Below are 16922 nucleotides of genomic sequence, written 5' to 3'. Positions count from 1 at the left end.
ACCCGCCCGAGAAGAGGCGTTCAACTCTCGTCGAGAAGATTGCGAACCTTGGCCGCGAGGTCTTCGATCGCGAAGGGCTTGGACAGCAAATGCTTGCCGGCATCGAGCATGCCATTGTGAACGATGGCATTGCGCGTGTAGCCGGTGGTGAACAGCACCTTCAGCTCCGGGTGTCGTTTCGACAGCGCGGCCGCGAGTTCGGCGCCGGTCATGTCGGGCATGACGACATCCGTAAACAGCAGATCCGGAACAGAGCCATTTTCGATGGTCCTGAGTGCCTCTCTGGCGCTCGCGGCTTCGAGGACGTTATAGCCGAGCTCGCGCAGGCTTTCACATGAGATGCTGCGGACACGCTCGTCGTCTTCCACGACGAGGATCGTCTCGTTCTGCATGCTCGCACCGGGATGTGCCGCCACCTGCGACGCGCTCGAGGTGACGTCATCGCCGGCGAACCGCGGAAGATAGATCTTCACGGTCGTTCCGACATCGACCTCCGAGTAGATTTTGACGTGGCCGCCCGACTGCCGCACAAAACCATAGACCTGGCTGAGGCCGAGGCCGGTGCCCTTGCCCACTTCCTTGGTCGTGAAGAAGGGATCGAAGACCTTCCCAACCACGTCGTCCGGAATCCCGATACCGTTATCGGTCACGGCAACGAGCACGTACTGCCCGGGTATCAATGCATACTCGCGAGAATACTTCTGATCTATCGAGGCGTTGCTGGTTTCGATGGTCAACCTGCCGCCTTTCGGCATGGCATCCCGCGCATTGACCGCGAGATTGAGGATCGCGCTTTCCAGCTGGGCCGGGTCTGCCTTGACGCGCCAGAGACCGGCCGCCAGGACCATTTCGAGGCGGACAAGCTCGCCAAGCGATCGGTCGAGCAGCTCGCTCATCCCGCCGACCATCTTGTTGATGTCCACGACTTCCGGCGCGAGCGGTTGTTGACGCGAAAACGCCAGCAGCCGCTGCGTCAAGGTGGCTGCACGGTTCGCCCCGTCGATCGCGCCATCGATGAAGCGGCCGATGTCGACCTCTCCCTTGCCCAGCCGCCGCTTGGCGAGATTCAAGCTGCCGATGATGACCGCCAGCATGTTGTTGAAGTCGTGGGCGATGCCTCCGGTCAACTGCCCGACGGCTTCCATCTTCTGGGATTGCCGCAATTGCTCTTCGGCCTTCATGCGTTCGGCAATCTCGTCGGCGACGCGTTGCTCCAGTTCGGCATTGAGCGCCTGAAGCCTGGTCAGGAGCTGCGCATTGTCGATCGCCGTCGCGGCATGGCCGGCGATGCCGAGCAGTGCGGACTCGTGCTCGGCCTGGAATCTGCCCGTCTCGGCATGACCGAAGAACAGCCCGCCGAGGACTTCACCGGTTCGCGAGATCACGGGGACCGCCAGGTAGGATCGGACCGGAAGATGGCCCTCCGGCATGCCTTTGCGCGGCGCGTTCTTGCCGTAGCGAGGGTCCTGCAGGATGTCGTCGGACCTCATCACCCCCGTGCCCTTGAACGTCGGCTCAAACACCGCGGTGTTGCGCGGCATCGGAAAGTTCTCAAAAGCGGACCGTGGCACGCCGGACAGCGAATAGAGCATGTAGCTGCCGCCATCCGCTGCCAGGACGTTGTAGAAAAAGGCTCCGAACTGGGCACCGGTCAGCTCGACGCCGGCATCCGTCACGATCTGCACGATCTTCTCGAGGTCGCGTTCGCGGGAGACCGAGGCCCCGGTGTCGTTCAGCAGCCTGAGATGACGCTCCGTCTTTTTTTGCGCAGTGATATCCAGCACCGTCCCGATGAACCGAACGGCCTGCCCATCGGAAAAGAGGGCTTGACCGGTCGCGGCAACCCAACGCTCGACACCATCCTCAAGACCGATGGTTCGGTATTCGATGTTGTAACTCGTCGGAGAATGAGGCGTCAGGGCTGCGGATACGGCCTCGTGGGCGCGCTGCCTGTCGTCCGGATGAATACCTTTCAGGAATGAACCTTCATAGCTGACTTCGGCGTCCGGCGGTAAACCGAACACCTCTTTGCAGCGGGTATCCCATCGAAGAACGTCGTTGACCGGGTCGTAGTCCCAGGTGCCGATTCCCGCCGCCTTGTTCGCGAGAACCAGCCGTTCGGCAGCCTCCCGTGCTGCCTGTTCCGATCGAACGCGCTCGATGTGGGCCCACGATCGCTCGGTCACCTCTGAGAGCAAGGCGAGTTCGCGCGGCGTCCACTGATGCGGGCCCCGGTGATGAATCGCCATCAAGGCGGTGAGTTGCCCCTCCTTGACCAAGGGCATGCAAATCGTCGAACCGATCCCGATGCTCTGGAAAGTGGCGGCTTCTTCGGGGGCAATCTCCCTGAGATTGTCATTGATGATGAGCGGCCTGCCGGCGCCCAGCTCTCGCACTGCCTTCCTGCCGAAGTCGGCCAGACTGTAATGACCGAGGGTATGCATCGCACCGGCCGCGGCCCAATCCCCGCGTATCGTGAAGCCGTCTTCGTCCGGGTCCATGTCGGCATAGGCGCAGTTCGAGACGCCGAGATGCTCACCGACCATTCTGGTCGTGACCGCCATGACGCCGTCGGCGTCGCGGGTCCTGGCGGTCTCCTTGTTGAGCGCGTCCAGGAAGCGCAGCCGGGCTTCGTTCTCCCTCACAGCTGTCTCCGCACGGCGACGTTCGACGGCGGTGCGTGTGCGCTCGGCAACTTCGCGGATGAGCTCCAGCTCTTCGGAGCTCCATTCGCGCGCTGTGGCATTGTTGAGGTAGAGCAGCGCCACGACCCCGTCGGGCTCGGAGATGGGCATGTTGACGAGCGCGCGGGCGGAGATCGCCTCGAGAGCTTGCGCACGATCGCCGACGCGAGGGTCTTCTTCCGCATCGGCGCAGACGACGGTGTCACCCCGCTTCAGGTCCTCGATGTAGCTGCCATAGTCGCGGAAGCACAGCACGCCTGCCAGGCTCAGGATGCCCGGTGCGTTCCAGTCGCGGACGATGGTGATGGTTTCGGCCGACGTGTCGACGGTGCCGTAGCCTGCCCTGCTGACGTTCAGGCTGCGGCCCAGCAATTCTGCTGCCGCATAGGCGAGATCGTCGGATTGCTGATCTCTCGGATGTAGTCGCCGAGTGTGGCCAAGACGGAATTGCGATCGGCCGAGTGCGCCCCGGTCGCTGTCGTCATTGGTCTTCCCCTGCCACTTCCCTACTCCACGGCGAGCCAATCGGATCGATCGTCCCGCGGCTGTTCGTTTCGACCAGAGATGAGCCCGCCTGACCTCCGAGTGATGCAGGCAGGTCGCGCAAATTGTCTGCCCGATAACCGCATGATGGCATTTAGGTTCCCGTGCTCCCGGTCGACTGATGGCACGCCGGGTCTGAGCAATGCCGGATATGGCAATTGCTGCCGCGGCTTCTCAGCCCGCGCCGCTGACCGGCGTATAAATCACGAGCTTCAGCGCCGGATCGTCGTTGGCCTGAAAGCTCGTGTGCTCGAACCGGAGCACGCCCCTGGTCGGATGGTTCATGGTCTTGAGGCCGGAGGCGGTGTTGCGGATCTCGTGCGCCTCCCACCATTTGACGAATTCCGGGCTGCCCTGGCGCAGCCGCGTGAGCAACTCGGTGAAGGCAGGATCCCCGGCCCAGACGTCGTGGGTGGCGCGAAACATCGCGACCATGCTCTTGGCGACATCGGTCCAGCCGGCGCCGTAGAATTTTCGCGTCTGCTTGTTGGTCAGCACGAGCAGCAGCGTGTTGCGATCCTGCTCGGGCAACTGCCCGAACCCGAAGACGTCTTCGGCGGCATCGTTCCAGGCCAGCACGTCCCAGCGCCGCCCGGTGACATAGGCCGGTTGCTTCAGGCTCTCGATCATCCGCCGAATTGGCGGCGGCACGATCTCGCGCGTGAAGGCGCGCTTGTCCCCGTCGCGCGCCAACGCCTTGAGATGCGCATGCTCGGTCTTCGTCAGGCGCAGCGCACGCGCCAGCGCATCGACGGTGGTCACCGAGGGGCTGACGGTGCGGCCCTGCTCGAGCCGGATGTACCAGTCGACGCCGATGCCGGCGAGCTGCGCGACCTCTTCGCGGCGCAGGCCCGCGGTGCGCCGCCGCCGGCCCGCCGGAAGCCCGACCGTCTTCGGCGACAGCTTTTCGCGGCGGGACCTGAGGAAGTCGCCGAATTCGACGCGGCGGGGGTCGGCCATGACGAGCGTCCTCGATGGAGGGTCCGGACAATACTAGGATAATACCAGGCCTTCCTGTCCTTTCCAAGGTGGCGCATAGCCGTATCACCCGAACATGAGGTGACCACGATGAAAGCCGCCGTACTCAAATCCTTTGGATCTCCGCTCGTCATCGAGAATGCTCCCGATCCGGTGCTCGGGACCGGCGAGGTGGTCGTCGACGTCGTCGCCACGCGCGTGCTGTCCTACATGAACGAGGTCTTCAGCGGGGTGCGCAACTATGCGCTCGACCTGCCGATCATCCCGGGGCCTGGCGGCATCGGCCGGGTGCGCGCGGTCGGCCCGGACGCGACCAAGCTTGCAGTGGGCGACTGGGTCTTCTGCGATCCGACGGTGCGTTCGCGCGATGACGCCGCAGCGCCCGACATTGCCCTGCAAGGACTCACCGCGGCCGGGGCCGGCGGCATGCGCCTGCAAAAGCATTTTCGCCACGGCTCCTTTGCCGAGCAGATGCGGGTGCCGACGGAGAACGTCAAACGCCTCGGCGCGATCACGCCCGAGCAGGCCACGCAATGGTGCGCGCTTGGCACGCTGCTGGTGCCCTATGGCGGTTTCCTCGCCGCCAGCCTTCAGCCCGGCGAGACCGTGCTGGTGAGCGGGGCCACCGGCAATTTCGGCAGCGCGGCCGTCTCCGTCGCGCTCGCGATGGGCGCGGCCTGCGTGGTCGCGCCCGGCCGCAACGAGACGATCCTGGCCGACCTCGTCAGGCGCTTCGGGAGCCGGGTGAAGCCGGTCAAGCTCACCGGCAACGAGGACGACGACCGCGAGCGCATGCAGCGTGCGGCGCCCGGGCCGATCGACTGCGTGTTCGACATCATGCCGCCCTCAGTCAGCACGACCGTCGTGCGCGCGGCGATCATGACGGTGCGCGCTTACGGCCGCGTCGTGCTGATGGGCGGCGTCGGCATGGCGGGCGGCGCGGGCCTCGAGCTGCCCTACCCCTGGATCATGCGCAACTGCATCAGCATCCACGGCGTCTGGATGTATCCGCCGGATGCCACCGCCCGCCTGATCGGGCTGGTGCGATCAGGGCTGTTGCGGCTGGAGGAATACGAGACCACGGCCTTCGACCTCGACCATGCCAATCAGGCGGTGGAACATGCAGCGGCCAATGGCGGGCCGTTCAAATTAACGGTGATCAGGCCGAACGGCTGACCGGAAAGCCGGCCGGCCGGGCGCGACGACGATCGACCAGTTCTCCTCGCGCCCGAATCCGATGTTCAGAACGCCACGCGCAGGCCAGCCCTTCCGCTGACGACGTTGGAACGATCCGACAGCGCGAGATATTCGGCGGCAGAATACAGCGTGACGCTGCGGCTGCGCCATTCGAGGCCGGCACCGCCGAAGCCGCCCCACACGCTCCCTTGCCCTGGCGTAGCGAACGGGATCGCCTGCCCGAGCAGGCTCGCACTGATGGTGGAGCCGCCGACGCGCTGGGTGCCGAGCAGGCCGGCGGTGAGACTGGCCGAGAGAACGTCGCTCGGCGTGAAGCTGACGGAACGCGTCAGCTTGGCCTCGCCTCGCTCCTCCAGCGTGCTCACGGTCTGGCTTCCTAGCGTCAGAGGAGCGGTGGTGCCGGCCTCGGTGTAGCCGTCAAAGGCACCATAGAGATAGCGCAACCGAAATGACGGCGTCAGGGTGTAGGCGGCGTCGGCGAGTTGGCCGAGCCCAATGCGCTGGCCGATCGTCGCCTCGGGGCTGACATACCAGCCGTTGTAGCTGGCCGTTGCGGTCTCAAGACCGCCGGCGACGAGATTGTTGTTGACGGTGCGCGCGCTCGCGTTGCGTGAGCCGCCGGCCTGCACGGCGCCGTGCAGGAAGGTTTGCCCGATGTCGTAGCGGGCATAGGCGCCGCCGAAGAAGAGATCGGAATCGAGCGCACCCTGGTTCGGATCGATGCTGGTGCGCGTCTTGCCACCGCCGAGAAACGCACCCACGCGCAGGTCCGGGCGCGTTTGCCAGTCGCCGCCGAGCATGCCGCCATAGAACAGGTTGGCGGTGCGGAGCAGCACGCCGTCCTGCTGCTGGATGCGCTGGCCGGCGAAGCCGCGCGTCCACACGGTGGTGCCGTCGGCGTAGCGCATCGCCGGCGCCTTGAACACGGCAGCTTCGCCGGCATAGGCCGACGTAAGCCCCGGGATCGCGGCAAAGGCATCGTCGAAACGAGAGGCGCCGTCCGGACCCGCAAAGGCGAGCGGCGCCGCGCCGCCGCCTGCGCTCCCCGAAAACACCGGCACGGCATCGGCCACGCCCCGCGTGAAGTCGGTCAGCGTTCGCCAGTTCGATGCGAACGGCGTGAGATCGACCGCGGCCGCCTGATTTCCGGACACGGCGAACGGCGTCGTGCCGGTCACGGTGGCGCCTGCCAGGGTGTCAAAGGTGAGATTGTGATTGCCACCGCGAAAGTTGACGGTGTCACCGCCACCGCCGAGGTTGATCGCGCCGATGATGCGGGAGCCTGGCAGCACGGTCAGGCTGTCGGGGCTGCCGCCGAACTGCAGAGCGGCTGTGTTGCCGAAAATGGTGCCGGAGTTCGTCACCTGCGCGGTATTGAAGATGAGGATGCCGTAGCCCGAAAAGCCGGTGGCTGTAATTGTGCCTGAATTGGTCACCGTGCCCGAACTGGCGAGCACGCCGTAGGCGCTGCCTCCTAACGAAAATGCCGATACCCGGCCCGAGTTCACCACGTTCGCCGCAGCGGTCGCCGAGATGCCTGCCGCGGAGGTGCCTCCGCTTCCGAAGATGGTGCCGGAATTCGTGATGTTGGCGTTGCGACCGGCGACAATGGCATTGCCGAACATTCCACCCGTCGCGGAGATCGTGCCGGAGTTCGTCACGTTGCTGTCGCGCAGCGTCTCAATGCCGTTGGCACTGCTCGTGCCGACGCCGGATATGGATCCGCCGTTCGTGACATTGGCATCCACGTTGGCCACGATGCCGACGACCGAGACCCCCGTTCCGACGATGCTGCCGGAACTCGTGTTGGCAACCGTCACAGTGCCCAGGTCGGACAGCCCGGCGGCCCCTGCCGAGAGGAAGACCGAGTTGGTGCAGGTCTGGTCGGTGCCTGTTGTCTGGCACGGCTGGGCCGACGCCGCATCCAGCGGTATCAAGATCAAGCCGAGCAACAAGCCGCCGCAGACCCCGCGCAACATGTTCATTCCCACATCGATTCCTGGAAATGGGGTCGATCGTACATCACGAGCAACGTTCCCGGGGTGGCGGAATCGCAACATTCGGTTGAAAAAGGGCCAACGTGCCGCACCCGCCGGCGAGTGCGCGGCTGCGCGGATTCATTCGAATTATCAACGGCGTTGCGGGGGACCCCGCGCGTCGTTGCGGCGAACCCGGCTACTGTGCATGGGGTTGTTTTCGCGTTTGTTAGTCGAGCTCGACCACTTGGCCGTTCGACAGCGACACGCGCCGGTCCATGCGGCCGGCCAGCTCCATGTTGTGGGTCGCGATCAGCATCGACACCTTGGTCGCCTTGACGAGCTGCATCAGGGCCTGGAAGACGTGGTCCGCCGTATGCGGATCGAGATTGCCGGTCGGCTCGTCCGCAAACAGCACCCGCGGCGCGTTGGCCACCGCGCGCGCGATCGCAACGCGCTGCTGCTCGCCGCCCGACAGCTCCGCGGGACGGTGCGTGACGCGCTCGCCGAGGCCGAGATAGCCCAAAATCTCTTTCGCGCGCTTGACGCTCTCGGACTTCTTCAGGCCGCGGATCATCTGCGGCAGCATGACGTTCTCCAGCGCCGAGAACTCCGGCAGCAGCCGGTGCGACTGGTAGACGAAGCCGATATCGGTGCGGCGCAGCTGCGTGCGCTCGATGTCGGGCAGTTGCGAGGTCGGCGCGCCGTTGACATAGACCTCGCCGGAATCGGGGGCTTCGAGCAGCCCCGCGATATGCAGCAGCGTCGACTTGCCCGAGCCAGACGGCGCCACCAGCGCGACGGATTGCCCCGCCCACAGCGCGAGCTTGGCGCCGTCGAGGATCGTCAGCGGCACCTCGCCCTGCAGGTACTGCCGCTTTATCTCGTGGAGATAAATGACCGGTACATCTTCCGCCCCCTGCTGCTCCATCAGCCCCTCACTCGTACCGCAGCGCTTCGACGGGATCGAGGCGCGCGGCACGCCAGGACGGATACAGCGTCGCAAGGAACGACAGCGTCAGCGCCATGACGACGACGGCCGTGGTCTCGCCGACGTCGATTTCGGCGGGCAGCTTCGACAGGAAATAGAGTTCCGGCGAGAACAGCTCGGTGCTGGTCAGCCAGGACAGGAATTGCCTGATCGACTCGATGTTGAGGCAGATCACCAGGCCGACGAAGAAGCCGACCAGCGTGCCGACCACGCCAATGGACGCTCCCGTGATCAGGAAGATGCGCATGATCGAACCTTGCGAGGCTCCCATCGTGCGCAGGATGGCGATGTCGCTGCCCTTGTCCTTCACCAGCATGATCAGGCCGGAGACGATGTTGAGCGCCGCGACCAGCACGATCATGGTCAGGATCAGGAACATGACATTGCGTTCGACCTGGAGCGCGTTGAAGAAGGTCGAATTGCGCTGGCGCCAGTCGACCAGGAACACCGGCCGGCCGGCCGCCTCCGTCACGGCCTGGCGGAAAGCGACGATCTGATCCGGATTGGTGGTGAAGACCTCGATCGAGGTGACGTCGTTGCTGCGGTTGAAATAGGCCTGCGCCTCCGCGAGCGGCATGAACACGAAGCCGAGATCATACTCGGACATGCCGATCTCGAAGACCGCAACGATCTTGTACGGCTTGATGCGCGGTGTCGTGCCCATCGGCGTGACTGCGCCCTTCGGTGCCACCAGCGTGATGCTGTCGCCGGCGTGCAGCGAGAGCTGGTCGGCGAGGCGCCGGCCGATCGCGACGCCCTGCCCGTCGTCAAAGCCCTCGAGCGAGCCCTGCTTGATGTTCTTGGCGATCGAGGTGAGGTTGTTGAGGTCCTCGGAGCGGATGCCGCGCACCAGCACGCCCGAGGCGTTCCACGGCGAGGACGCCAGTGCCTGACCGTCCACCACGGGCGCAGCGAGCCGGATGCCCTTGACCTGGCTGAGACGGTCGGCGACGTCCTTCCAGTCGGTCAGCGGCGATTCCAGCGGCTGGACCAGGATGTGGCCGTTCAGCCCCAGGATCTTGTCGAGCAGTTCCTTGCGGAAGCCGTTCATGACGGCCATGACGATGATCAGCGTCGCCACGCCCAGCATGATGCCGAGAAAGGAGAACCCGGCAATGACCGAGATGAATCCCTCCTTGCGGCGCGCCCGCAAATAGCGCGCCGACAACATCCACTCGAATGGCGCGAAAGGCGCGGTTTGAACTGTTTCGGTCATGGTCTCATCCATCGCTCGATAATCCCATGATTCGGGGTCAATTGTGGCCGGATTGGCGGCCTCTGCATCGGGCGATGAACAATATTCAGCCGACCAGCCTTGTCAGCCCACAAGTCTTGCGACCGCGTCCGCAGGCGACATGGTCTCGCGGGCGCCGTCACTTCGCCGCTTGATCTCGACCTTGCCGTCGGCAAGCCCCTTCGGCCCGATCATGATCTGCCAGGGGATGCCGATCAGGTCGGCGGCGGCGAATTTGGCGCCGGCGCGCTGGTCGGTGTCGTCGTAGAGCACGTCGACACCCTTGGCGGTAAGCTCCGCATAGAGCTTCTCGCAGGCGGCATCGACCGCCGCATCGCCCTGCTTGAGGTTGAGGATCGACACCCGGAACGGGGCAACGGCCTCCGGCCATTTGATGCCGGCATCGTCATGGCAGGCCTCGATGATGGCGCCGAGCAGGCGGGACACGCCGACGCCGTAGGAGCCGCCGTGGATCGGCACGTCGACGCCGTCGGGGCCGGCCACCAGCGCCTTCATCGCGTCGGAATACTTCGTGCCGAAATAGAAGATCTGCCCGACCTCGATGCCGCGGGTGTTCACGCGCTTCTCCGCGGGCACTTCCTGCTCGAAACGCGCGGCGTCGTGAACATCTTCCGTCGCCGCATAGACCGAGGTCCATTGCTGGATGATCGGCGTCAGGTCGCTCTCATAGTCGACGTCCTCGCCCGGCACCGGCAGGTCAAGCACGTCGCGATTGATGAAAACGCCGGATTCGCCGGTCTCGGCAAGCACGATGAATTCGTGGCTGAGATCGCCGCCGATCGGGCCGGTCTCGGCGCGCATCGGGATCGCCTTCAGCCCCATGCGCGCAAACGTGCGCAAATAGGCGACGAACATCTTGTTGTAGGCAACCCGCGCCGCCGCCTCGTTGAGGTCGAACGAATAGGCGTCCTTCATCAGGAACTCGCGGCCGCGCATCACGCCGAAACGCGGACGCTGCTCGTCGCGGAACTTCCATTGGATATGATAGAGGTTGAGCGGCAGATTCTTGTAGGACTTCACATAGGCGCGGAAGATCTCGGTGATCATTTCCTCGTTGGTCGGCCCGTACAGCAGCTCGCGCTTGTGGCGGTCGGCGATGCGCAGCATCTCCGGGCCATAGGCGTCGTAGCGGCCGCTCTCACGCCAGAGGTCGGCGAGCTGGAGCGTCGGCATCAACAGTTCCAGCGCGCCCGAGCGGTCCTGCTCCTCGCGCACGATCTGCTCGATCTTCTTCAAGACACGGAAGCCGAGCGGCAACCAGGCATAGATGCCGGCGGCCTCCTGCCGGATCATGCCCGCGCGCAACATCAGCCGATGCGAGACGATCTCCGCCTCTTTCGGATTTTCCTTCAGGATGGGCAGGAAGAACCGCGACAACCGCATGGCAATACTCGAGGAATCAGTGACGGCTTGCAGTGAAACCGGATTGGGAGCGAAAACACAAGACCGAGAATGAGGAAAAGCCGCTAACGCGGCGGAATTCCTGTCATTTTTCCGTCGACTTGAGGTTCAGCTTGAACCGCACCGGCGCGCGTCAAAGCGGCGCCAGTTCGAACTCGTCCTCCAGCGTGACCTTCTCGAAGTCGCTCACCAGCGCGTCGATCCGCAGATGCCAACGACCGGCAAAGGGCAGCGCGACCTTGCGCACATGCCAATAGCCGTCTGAGCCGAACAAGGCGTCCCTTTCCATCGGTTCGATGCCGCGTTCGGGCAGGCTCAGGGTCAGTGTCACCTCCTTGGCCGCAAGCGGCGCCGCTTCACCGGTCATGAGCTGGAGCACGAAATCATCGACGCCGGCCCTGCCCGGCGAGACCAGCACCTGGAACATCGCCTTGTCGGTGTGAATGTGGATCGCCAGCGGCGTCTCCGGAACGATGGTCCGCGGCGGCGGCGTGAAGCGCCAGCCGGCGACGACGGCAAGGATGCAGAGCGCGATAGCGCATTCGAGCAGGATCGAGCGCTTCAAGGCCGGCGCGGCCTTGTGATCGCCCGCGAGCGCCGGGGTCAGGCGAAAGCGGTTGAGCGTGGCGAGCACCAGCAGCGCAAGGACGAGCCCGAGCTTGATCGAGAGGATCAGGCCGTAGCGGGTCTCGACCAATGCGGACGGCCTTTCAAGCTGGACGATGGCTAGCGCAAGGCCGGTAAATGCGAGAACGCCGACGACCGGCACGGCGAGGCGAGAAAAGCGGTTCACGACAGGCAATGCCGCGGCCAACGGCTTCGACACAAGTGCCGCGAGCGGGGCCAGCGCGCCAATCCAGAAAGCAACGGACAGGCCATGCAGGAAGATCGCAGGGCGTGTCAACGCCTCGGGCGGCGCCGTCGCCGCGTGGCCGGTCATGGCCAGCGACATGCCGACGCCGACAAACGCGATGAGCGCGAGAGCCCGCGCGTACCATCCGCCACGCAGCGCTATCAGCGCGAACAGCATCGCGGTGATCGCAACCAGCATTGCGGGACCCGCGCTGGTCGCGAACGCCACCTTCCAGGGGGCGATTGTGACGAGGGCCGCTGGCGGCAGGCCGAGGAGATCGAGGCCCAACAGACCGAGTGATCCAACGGCACTCGCAAGGCCGATAGCGAGCGCTACGCGCGCTATGGTCGTGCCGGCCATCGACCAGGCAACCCAGCGCGCAAAGAACACGCCCCCAACGCCGACGAACAGCCCGAGATAGAGACCGACTCGCGCCAGCCAGATCAGCACGTTCAATCCGTTGTCCGTATTGGCGGGCGGTCGCGTCCCTGTCGGCATGCCAATCGAGAAAATCACCGATCCCGCGACGGGATGACCGTCCTGCGAGATCACGCGATAACTCACGACCGCCGTGCCCTGCGGCAGCTCCGGCGGCATCGCGACCGAGATCGTCTCGCCAGATGCGCTGACACGCGCATCATCCCGCGCCTTGCCCGCGCCATCGATCAGGCGGATCGCGCCCGGCGTCACAGCCTCGTTGAAGCGCAGCTCCACCGCCTTCGGTGCGGCCGCAAGCTTGCTGCCGCTCGCCGGCTCGACCGCGACGAGCGCCGCATGGGCAAAGGCGCCGGTCGCGAACCCGACAACGAGGAGCATCGTCGCGAGTGCGGCGAGCCGGCGCATCAGGGCTTTGGCAACAGCTTCACGCCGGGCGCCGGCGACTTGCCCTCGTGCGAATGCTCCGCCCCCTCCGCCGGAATTTCGATCCAGCGGCTGACGCCGGTCTCGCACTCCTGGACGACGGGGAAGTACAGGGTCGTGTTCGGCTTGAGCTTGTCGGTCAGGACCGTGTGCATGACGAACTCGTCATAATTTTTGTCCGGCAGCTTGCCGCCGGACCACGCGACCTCCTTGACGCCGGAGGAGAGCTTGTTGCCGTGATAGTCGTACTCGCTGGCATATTTGCCCTCGACGACATCGACGCTCCAGCCCGCCTTCGGCATCGGCTTCACCGCTATCACCCCTTCCGGGATCTGGACGCGGATCTTCACCGTGGGCGAGCCCGCGCAGCCGTGCGGCACGGCGAAGACGGCCTTGTACGATCCCCCCACACTCGCCTGCTTGCCTTCGAGGAAGACGTGCGCACTGGCCGGCGCTGCCGCAAGTACGCACAGAAGACTAAGCCCAGCTCGCTTCGACATGTTCGGTCTCCCGAAGGTCCAGATCATGCTCATCACATCTTCATTCCCGAATGATCCGGCATTTTCTTCATCATGTGACCACCGTCGCCGGGCGCCTGCGCGCCGACGCCCTGGACGTCGAGGGCGACGGCGACCTTGCCGGCCTTCTCGAACTGGAGCGTCACCGGTACCTTGTCGCCCTGCTTGAACGGGCCCTTCAGCTCCTGGAGCATCAGATGATAGCCGCCGGGAGCGAGCTTCACCGTCTTGCCGGGATCGATCACGAGGCCCTTGTCGAGCGGGCGCATCTTCATCACGCCGTTCTCCATCGCCATCTCATGGACGTCCGCCTTCCCCGCGATGTCGGCGGACACGCTGACCAACTTGTCGGCCGCCGCTCCTTTGTTCTCGATGGTGAGATAACCGCCCGCGACCTTGGCGCCGCCCGGCGTCGCCCGGCTCCACGCCTGCGAGATGACGAGATCGCCGGCCTTGACATCGTCGGCCGATGCGGGTGCTGCGAACATCGCGACCGAGAGCGCTGCGAGCGCCAGTATGCGTGAGAGCTTGTTCATGTCGTTTGCCTTTCTTGTCGTCGTCAACATCGTCAGAACGTGTACTTGCCGGCCAGAACGAAGGTACGGCCCGGGAAAGGATGAAACAGGAAATACTGCTCATTGAAGAGATTATCGATGCCGAAGTCGAACGCGAAATTCTTCGTCGCGTTATAGTGCATCTTCAAGTCCACAACGAGAAAGTTATCGAAGGCGCCGTAGACGTGGGCGACGCGATCGGTGTTGTCCAGTGTCGAGTACTGCTTGCCGCTGAAACGTGCGGCAACCGTGTAGGCCCAGCTTTCGTTCGGCCGATAGGTGACGCCGAACTTGGCGCGCCAGTCGGGTACGTATGGCACGCGCTTGCCGACGGCGGTCGTGGCCTGATTGGTCAGAGGATCAATGCCGGCCCAACTCGCGTCGGCAAGGATGCGCGAGTCGACATAGGTTATGCTGCCGAACAGCTGTAGACCGTTCATGAGAACGTTGTCCTTGTCGGCGGACAACTCTACACCCTGCATCCTGATCGCATCGACATTGCTGAACGTGGTCGCGCTCTGGGTCGCGTTGATCATGTTGGTCTGCGCGATGATCGCGTTGTTGGTCCGCTCCCTGAACAGGGTCAACCGGACTCTGCCATCATTCCAGTGCCGTTCGATGTTGAACTCGCCGGTGAAATCCTGCTCGGGTTTCAGGAAAGGGTTGGCCACCGTAATCGTATTGCCGACGGTCACGTTCTGATAGAGTTCCAGAACGGTCGGGTAGCGATAGGCCTCGCCGAAATTGACCGTGACATTCCAATCCTTGTTCGGATCGTAGGAGAGCGAGGCCTTCGGCGAGAAATTCGTCGAAGCAAGACCCGGCTGGTTGGTCGTGAATGACGAGGTGATCGCGCCCGCGCCGTTTGCCAGGGTCACGACGTTCTGACCATCGAGCGATTGCCAGGTCTCCAGCCGCCCCCCCAGGGTCAGCTTCAGATTGGGCTGGATTTTCCAGGCATCCTGAAGCCAGAGCGCTCCGGTGCGCGTTTCGCCCTGACTGTTGGCGTAACGCTGTCCCGTAGCGGTCGCAGCCTGATACCAGACCGACGACCCATAGGTCGGATTTTCCAGGCGGTACCGATCGCCGTGAATACCAAAGCTGATCTCGTGTGCCCCGCCGTACCCCAGCGGACGCCAGATTCCCTTGGCGTCGGCGTTCTGCCAGTTGGTGCCGTCCATGCGCTGGACCCTGCCGTTCTGCGAGAAGCCCACGCCCGACGTCACCGTGTATGGATTGAGCTGGGTATCCTCGAGATAATTGTAGCTCGATGCGGACAGATCGAAATCGAAGATGCCCTTGGTATCGCTCTTGATCGCGACCGCGTTGCTTAGGTGGGTCTCGTCCCAGATATATTTGGCGTTTGCGAACGTCGTGATGTTGTTGAACGTCGGCAGCCCTGTCGCGGTCGACCGCAGGTAGGTCTGGGGATCGGAGACCTGGTGGTTATTCCAGATACCGAACGAATAAGTCGCCTGCACCTGCGCCGTCAAATCATAGGCAAGGCGAATATTGCCGGAGCTCTGCTGCGAATGAGCGAGGATTCCCGTGCCAACTACGTTGGCCGGAACGCCTTGCTTGTTCAGCGCGGGAAACACGCCGGTTGTACCAGCCTGGTTTGCGCTGCTCGTCGTGTAGGTCAGCGGCTGCTGGTAGCTGTCGAGGTAGTTGGCGCTGACAAGCCAGGACAGCGCACCTTCGCGGTTACCCGCCGCCGCGCTGGTCTGGCTTGTGACATAGGTGTCCTTGGTGCCGTACTGATTCCACGGCATCACCGAAACCGTTTCCTTGGCGACCGCAAACGGCTTGTCCGGCATCTTGGAAGTGATCAAGAGGACGCCGCCGATCGAATTGCCGGGATAGGCCGCGGCGAACGGGCCGTTGAGGTAATCGACCCGCCCGATCGCTTCCGGCGAGATCAGGTTCCAGCGCGGCGACGAATTGGTGTTGTTGTTGCCGATCAGCGCCGAGATCAGGAGGTCGTCGTAGTAGATCAGCGTGCGCGCGCTGGAGTTCAGGCCCCAGCTTCGCGTCGCCAGCACCGCCTGGTTGTCGCCGTCGTTGCGCTTCCGCACGAACAGGCTCGGCATGTATTTGACGGCATCCTCAGGGTCCTTGAGGTTGATCGTCTCGTCGATTTCCTTCGCCGTAACGCTGAAGGAGCGCTGGGGTAGTTGATAGCGCGCCACGGCGGCCGGCGGATCCAGCGACGCGCGGGCGCTGCCCGCTCCCTGCTCGCCGGTGGGAGCGGAAGCGGCCCGCTCGCTGGCGGGCTTTGCGGAGCGGCTCCTGGCGGCAGCAATGGGTACCGCCGGCTTGCGCGGCTTGGGTTTCACTGCGGCGGGCGCGTCGACGGTTACCGGCGGCAGCACCGCACCGCTGCTTTGGGCAAAAACTCCGCTCGATGATGCAAGCAGCGCGGCCTGAACGGCAACGACGCTCACGCCACGGCGGGCATGACAATGTAACATTGGGGGCATTCCTGACGCCGGCTTTCTTCCCGGCTGTTCGACAGCATCCGTCGCCAGCGGACGAACCGCGGCGACACTGGGGTCGTCAGGAGAACTGAGGCGGCGCGCGCGCCTGGGCGCTGGTGCCTCTATGCGCCGCGACGGCAGACACCTCCGCCGCGTGCCAGATCACGCGCTCGGCGTGGCGGAAGGGAACGGAGAGTGCAGCGTGCCGTGGCGAATCGAGCGACGCGCCCGCCTGTGCCAGACAGCAGAGCGCGCAGGCGGCGCCATGCGCCGTCGGCGTGCCGGTCTGATCGTCCAGGCCGCCCAGCTCGCTCGCGCTGTGGCAGATGATGCCGGCAGACAACGGATCGGCCACGGCCTGGCCAGCCGCCAGACAGGCAGCAATCGGCGCCAGCACCTGCATCGCCAAAGCGAGCAGGACCAGGGGTAGGAATTTTTGCAGCCGTGCGCGCATCCGCCGAACCATTCGTTCGTCTGCCAACTAAACACCGCGCGGGGACCCAAGTCGAGGTCAGTTCCGCCGCCTTCTTGGCCCAGCGCAAATTTCTCGAAAACTGTGATCGGGGCCCCCCGCCGCGCGGCCGTCCGGCATTTGAGGCAGATAGACCACCCCACCCATCCAAAGATTTCATAT

Annotated in this window: 11 protein-coding genes and 1 pseudogene; 1 reads left to right on the top strand and 11 read right to left on the bottom strand. The window is 64.4% G+C overall.

The genetic code is table 11. The features are described 5' to 3' along the window. Positions 1 to 20: 20 nt before the first annotated feature. Positions 21 to 3169, bottom strand: a pseudogene (locus JQ572_RS28060) (GAF domain-containing protein). A 232-nt stretch (positions 3170 to 3401) separates the two neighbouring features. Further along, positions 3402 to 4187, bottom strand: coding sequence for a helix-turn-helix transcriptional regulator (locus JQ572_RS28055; RefSeq protein ID WP_211386065.1), 786 nt, complete (start codon positions 4185 to 4187; stop codon positions 3402 to 3404). A gap of 108 nt (positions 4188 to 4295) precedes the next feature. On the opposite strand from JQ572_RS28055, the gene JQ572_RS28050 reads away from it, so the two are divergent. Next, a complete protein-coding gene (locus tag JQ572_RS28050; protein WP_211386064.1) occupies positions 4296 to 5381 on the top strand; it encodes an alcohol dehydrogenase catalytic domain-containing protein in 1086 nt (361 codons plus the stop codon). Positions 5382 to 5446: 65 nt separating this feature from the next. Here the strand turns inward: JQ572_RS28050 and JQ572_RS28045 are convergent, their stop codons facing one another. The 9 genes from JQ572_RS28045 to JQ572_RS28005 all read right to left on the bottom strand — a co-directional run bounded on the left by JQ572_RS28045 (position 5447) and on the right by JQ572_RS28005 (position 16742). Continuing rightward, entirely contained in the window at positions 5447 to 7387 is a 1941-nt protein-coding gene (locus JQ572_RS28045; RefSeq protein ID WP_211386063.1) for an autotransporter outer membrane beta-barrel domain-containing protein, read from the bottom strand. A 220-nt stretch (positions 7388 to 7607) separates the two neighbouring features. Continuing rightward, positions 7608 to 8309 (bottom strand): ABC transporter ATP-binding protein, encoded by a 702-nt coding sequence (locus JQ572_RS28040; protein WP_211386062.1) that lies wholly within the window; start codon positions 8307 to 8309, stop codon positions 7608 to 7610. A gap of 7 nt (positions 8310 to 8316) precedes the next feature. Then, positions 8317 to 9597: a lipoprotein-releasing ABC transporter permease subunit gene (locus JQ572_RS28035; RefSeq protein ID WP_211386061.1), complete on the bottom strand. Its 1281-nt coding sequence runs from the start codon at positions 9595 to 9597 to the stop codon at positions 8317 to 8319. A gap of 90 nt (positions 9598 to 9687) precedes the next feature. After that, positions 9688 to 11007 (bottom strand): proline--tRNA ligase, encoded by a 1320-nt coding sequence (gene proS / locus JQ572_RS28030; protein WP_211386060.1) that lies wholly within the window; start codon positions 11005 to 11007, stop codon positions 9688 to 9690. A 151-nt stretch (positions 11008 to 11158) separates the two neighbouring features. After that, a complete protein-coding gene (locus tag JQ572_RS28025) occupies positions 11159 to 12721 on the bottom strand; it encodes a copper resistance CopC/CopD family protein (protein WP_211386059.1) in 1563 nt (520 codons plus the stop codon). Further along, entirely contained in the window at positions 12721 to 13239 is a 519-nt protein-coding gene (locus tag JQ572_RS28020; protein ID WP_211386058.1) for a YcnI family copper-binding membrane protein, read from the bottom strand. Before JQ572_RS28020 ends, JQ572_RS28025 begins: the two co-directional genes overlap by 1 nt. 32 nt (positions 13240 to 13271) lie before the next feature. Continuing rightward, on the bottom strand, positions 13272 to 13793 hold the full coding sequence (locus JQ572_RS28015) for a copper chaperone PCu(A)C (RefSeq protein ID WP_211386057.1): 522 nt from the start codon (positions 13791 to 13793) through the stop codon (positions 13272 to 13274). A 32-nt stretch (positions 13794 to 13825) separates the two neighbouring features. After that, the gene (locus JQ572_RS28010) at positions 13826 to 16282 is read right to left on the bottom strand and encodes a TonB-dependent receptor (RefSeq protein ID WP_211386056.1); all 2457 of its coding nucleotides are present in this window, start codon (positions 16280 to 16282) and stop codon (positions 13826 to 13828) included. An 85-nt stretch (positions 16283 to 16367) separates the two neighbouring features. Further along, positions 16368 to 16742: a DUF2946 domain-containing protein gene (locus JQ572_RS28005; protein ID WP_211386055.1), complete on the bottom strand. Its 375-nt coding sequence runs from the start codon at positions 16740 to 16742 to the stop codon at positions 16368 to 16370. Positions 16743 to 16922 lie beyond the last annotated feature (180 nt).

The sequence above is a fragment of the Bradyrhizobium sp. SZCCT0153 genome (assembly GCF_018129995.1).
GTDB classification, from domain to species: domain Bacteria; phylum Pseudomonadota; class Alphaproteobacteria; order Rhizobiales; family Xanthobacteraceae; genus Bradyrhizobium; species Bradyrhizobium japonicum_G.
The sequence above is the reverse complement of the archived record's forward strand: the minus strand, read 5'-3'. Positions and strand labels throughout refer to the sequence as shown.

What these genes read in the sequence shown, in the direction of transcription:
- JQ572_RS28055 (WP_211386065.1), bottom strand. Translation starts at nt 4,187, where the DNA reads ATGGCCGACCCCCGCCGCGTCGAATTCGGCGACTTCCTCAGGTCCCGC.
- JQ572_RS28050 (WP_211386064.1), top strand. Translation starts at nt 4,296, where the DNA reads ATGAAAGCCGCCGTACTCAAATCCTTTGGATCTCCGCTCGTCATCGAG.
- JQ572_RS28045 (WP_211386063.1), bottom strand. Translation starts at nt 7,387, where the DNA reads ATGAACATGTTGCGCGGGGTCTGCGGCGGCTTGTTGCTCGGCTTGATC.
- JQ572_RS28040 (WP_211386062.1), bottom strand. Translation starts at nt 8,309, where the DNA reads ATGGAGCAGCAGGGGGCGGAAGATGTACCGGTCATTTATCTCCACGAG.
- JQ572_RS28035 (WP_211386061.1), bottom strand. Translation starts at nt 9,597, where the DNA reads ATGGATGAGACCATGACCGAAACAGTTCAAACCGCGCCTTTCGCGCCA.
- proS (WP_211386060.1), bottom strand. Translation starts at nt 11,007, where the DNA reads ATGCGGTTGTCGCGGTTCTTCCTGCCCATCCTGAAGGAAAATCCGAAA.
- JQ572_RS28025 (WP_211386059.1), bottom strand. Translation starts at nt 12,721, where the DNA reads ATGCGCCGGCTCGCCGCACTCGCGACGATGCTCCTCGTTGTCGGGTTC.
- JQ572_RS28020 (WP_211386058.1), bottom strand. Translation starts at nt 13,239, where the DNA reads ATGTCGAAGCGAGCTGGGCTTAGTCTTCTGTGCGTACTTGCGGCAGCG.
- JQ572_RS28015 (WP_211386057.1), bottom strand. Translation starts at nt 13,793, where the DNA reads ATGAACAAGCTCTCACGCATACTGGCGCTCGCAGCGCTCTCGGTCGCG.
- JQ572_RS28010 (WP_211386056.1), bottom strand. Translation starts at nt 16,282, where the DNA reads ATGTTACATTGTCATGCCCGCCGTGGCGTGAGCGTCGTTGCCGTTCAG.
- JQ572_RS28005 (WP_211386055.1), bottom strand. Translation starts at nt 16,742, where the DNA reads ATGCGCGCACGGCTGCAAAAATTCCTACCCCTGGTCCTGCTCGCTTTG.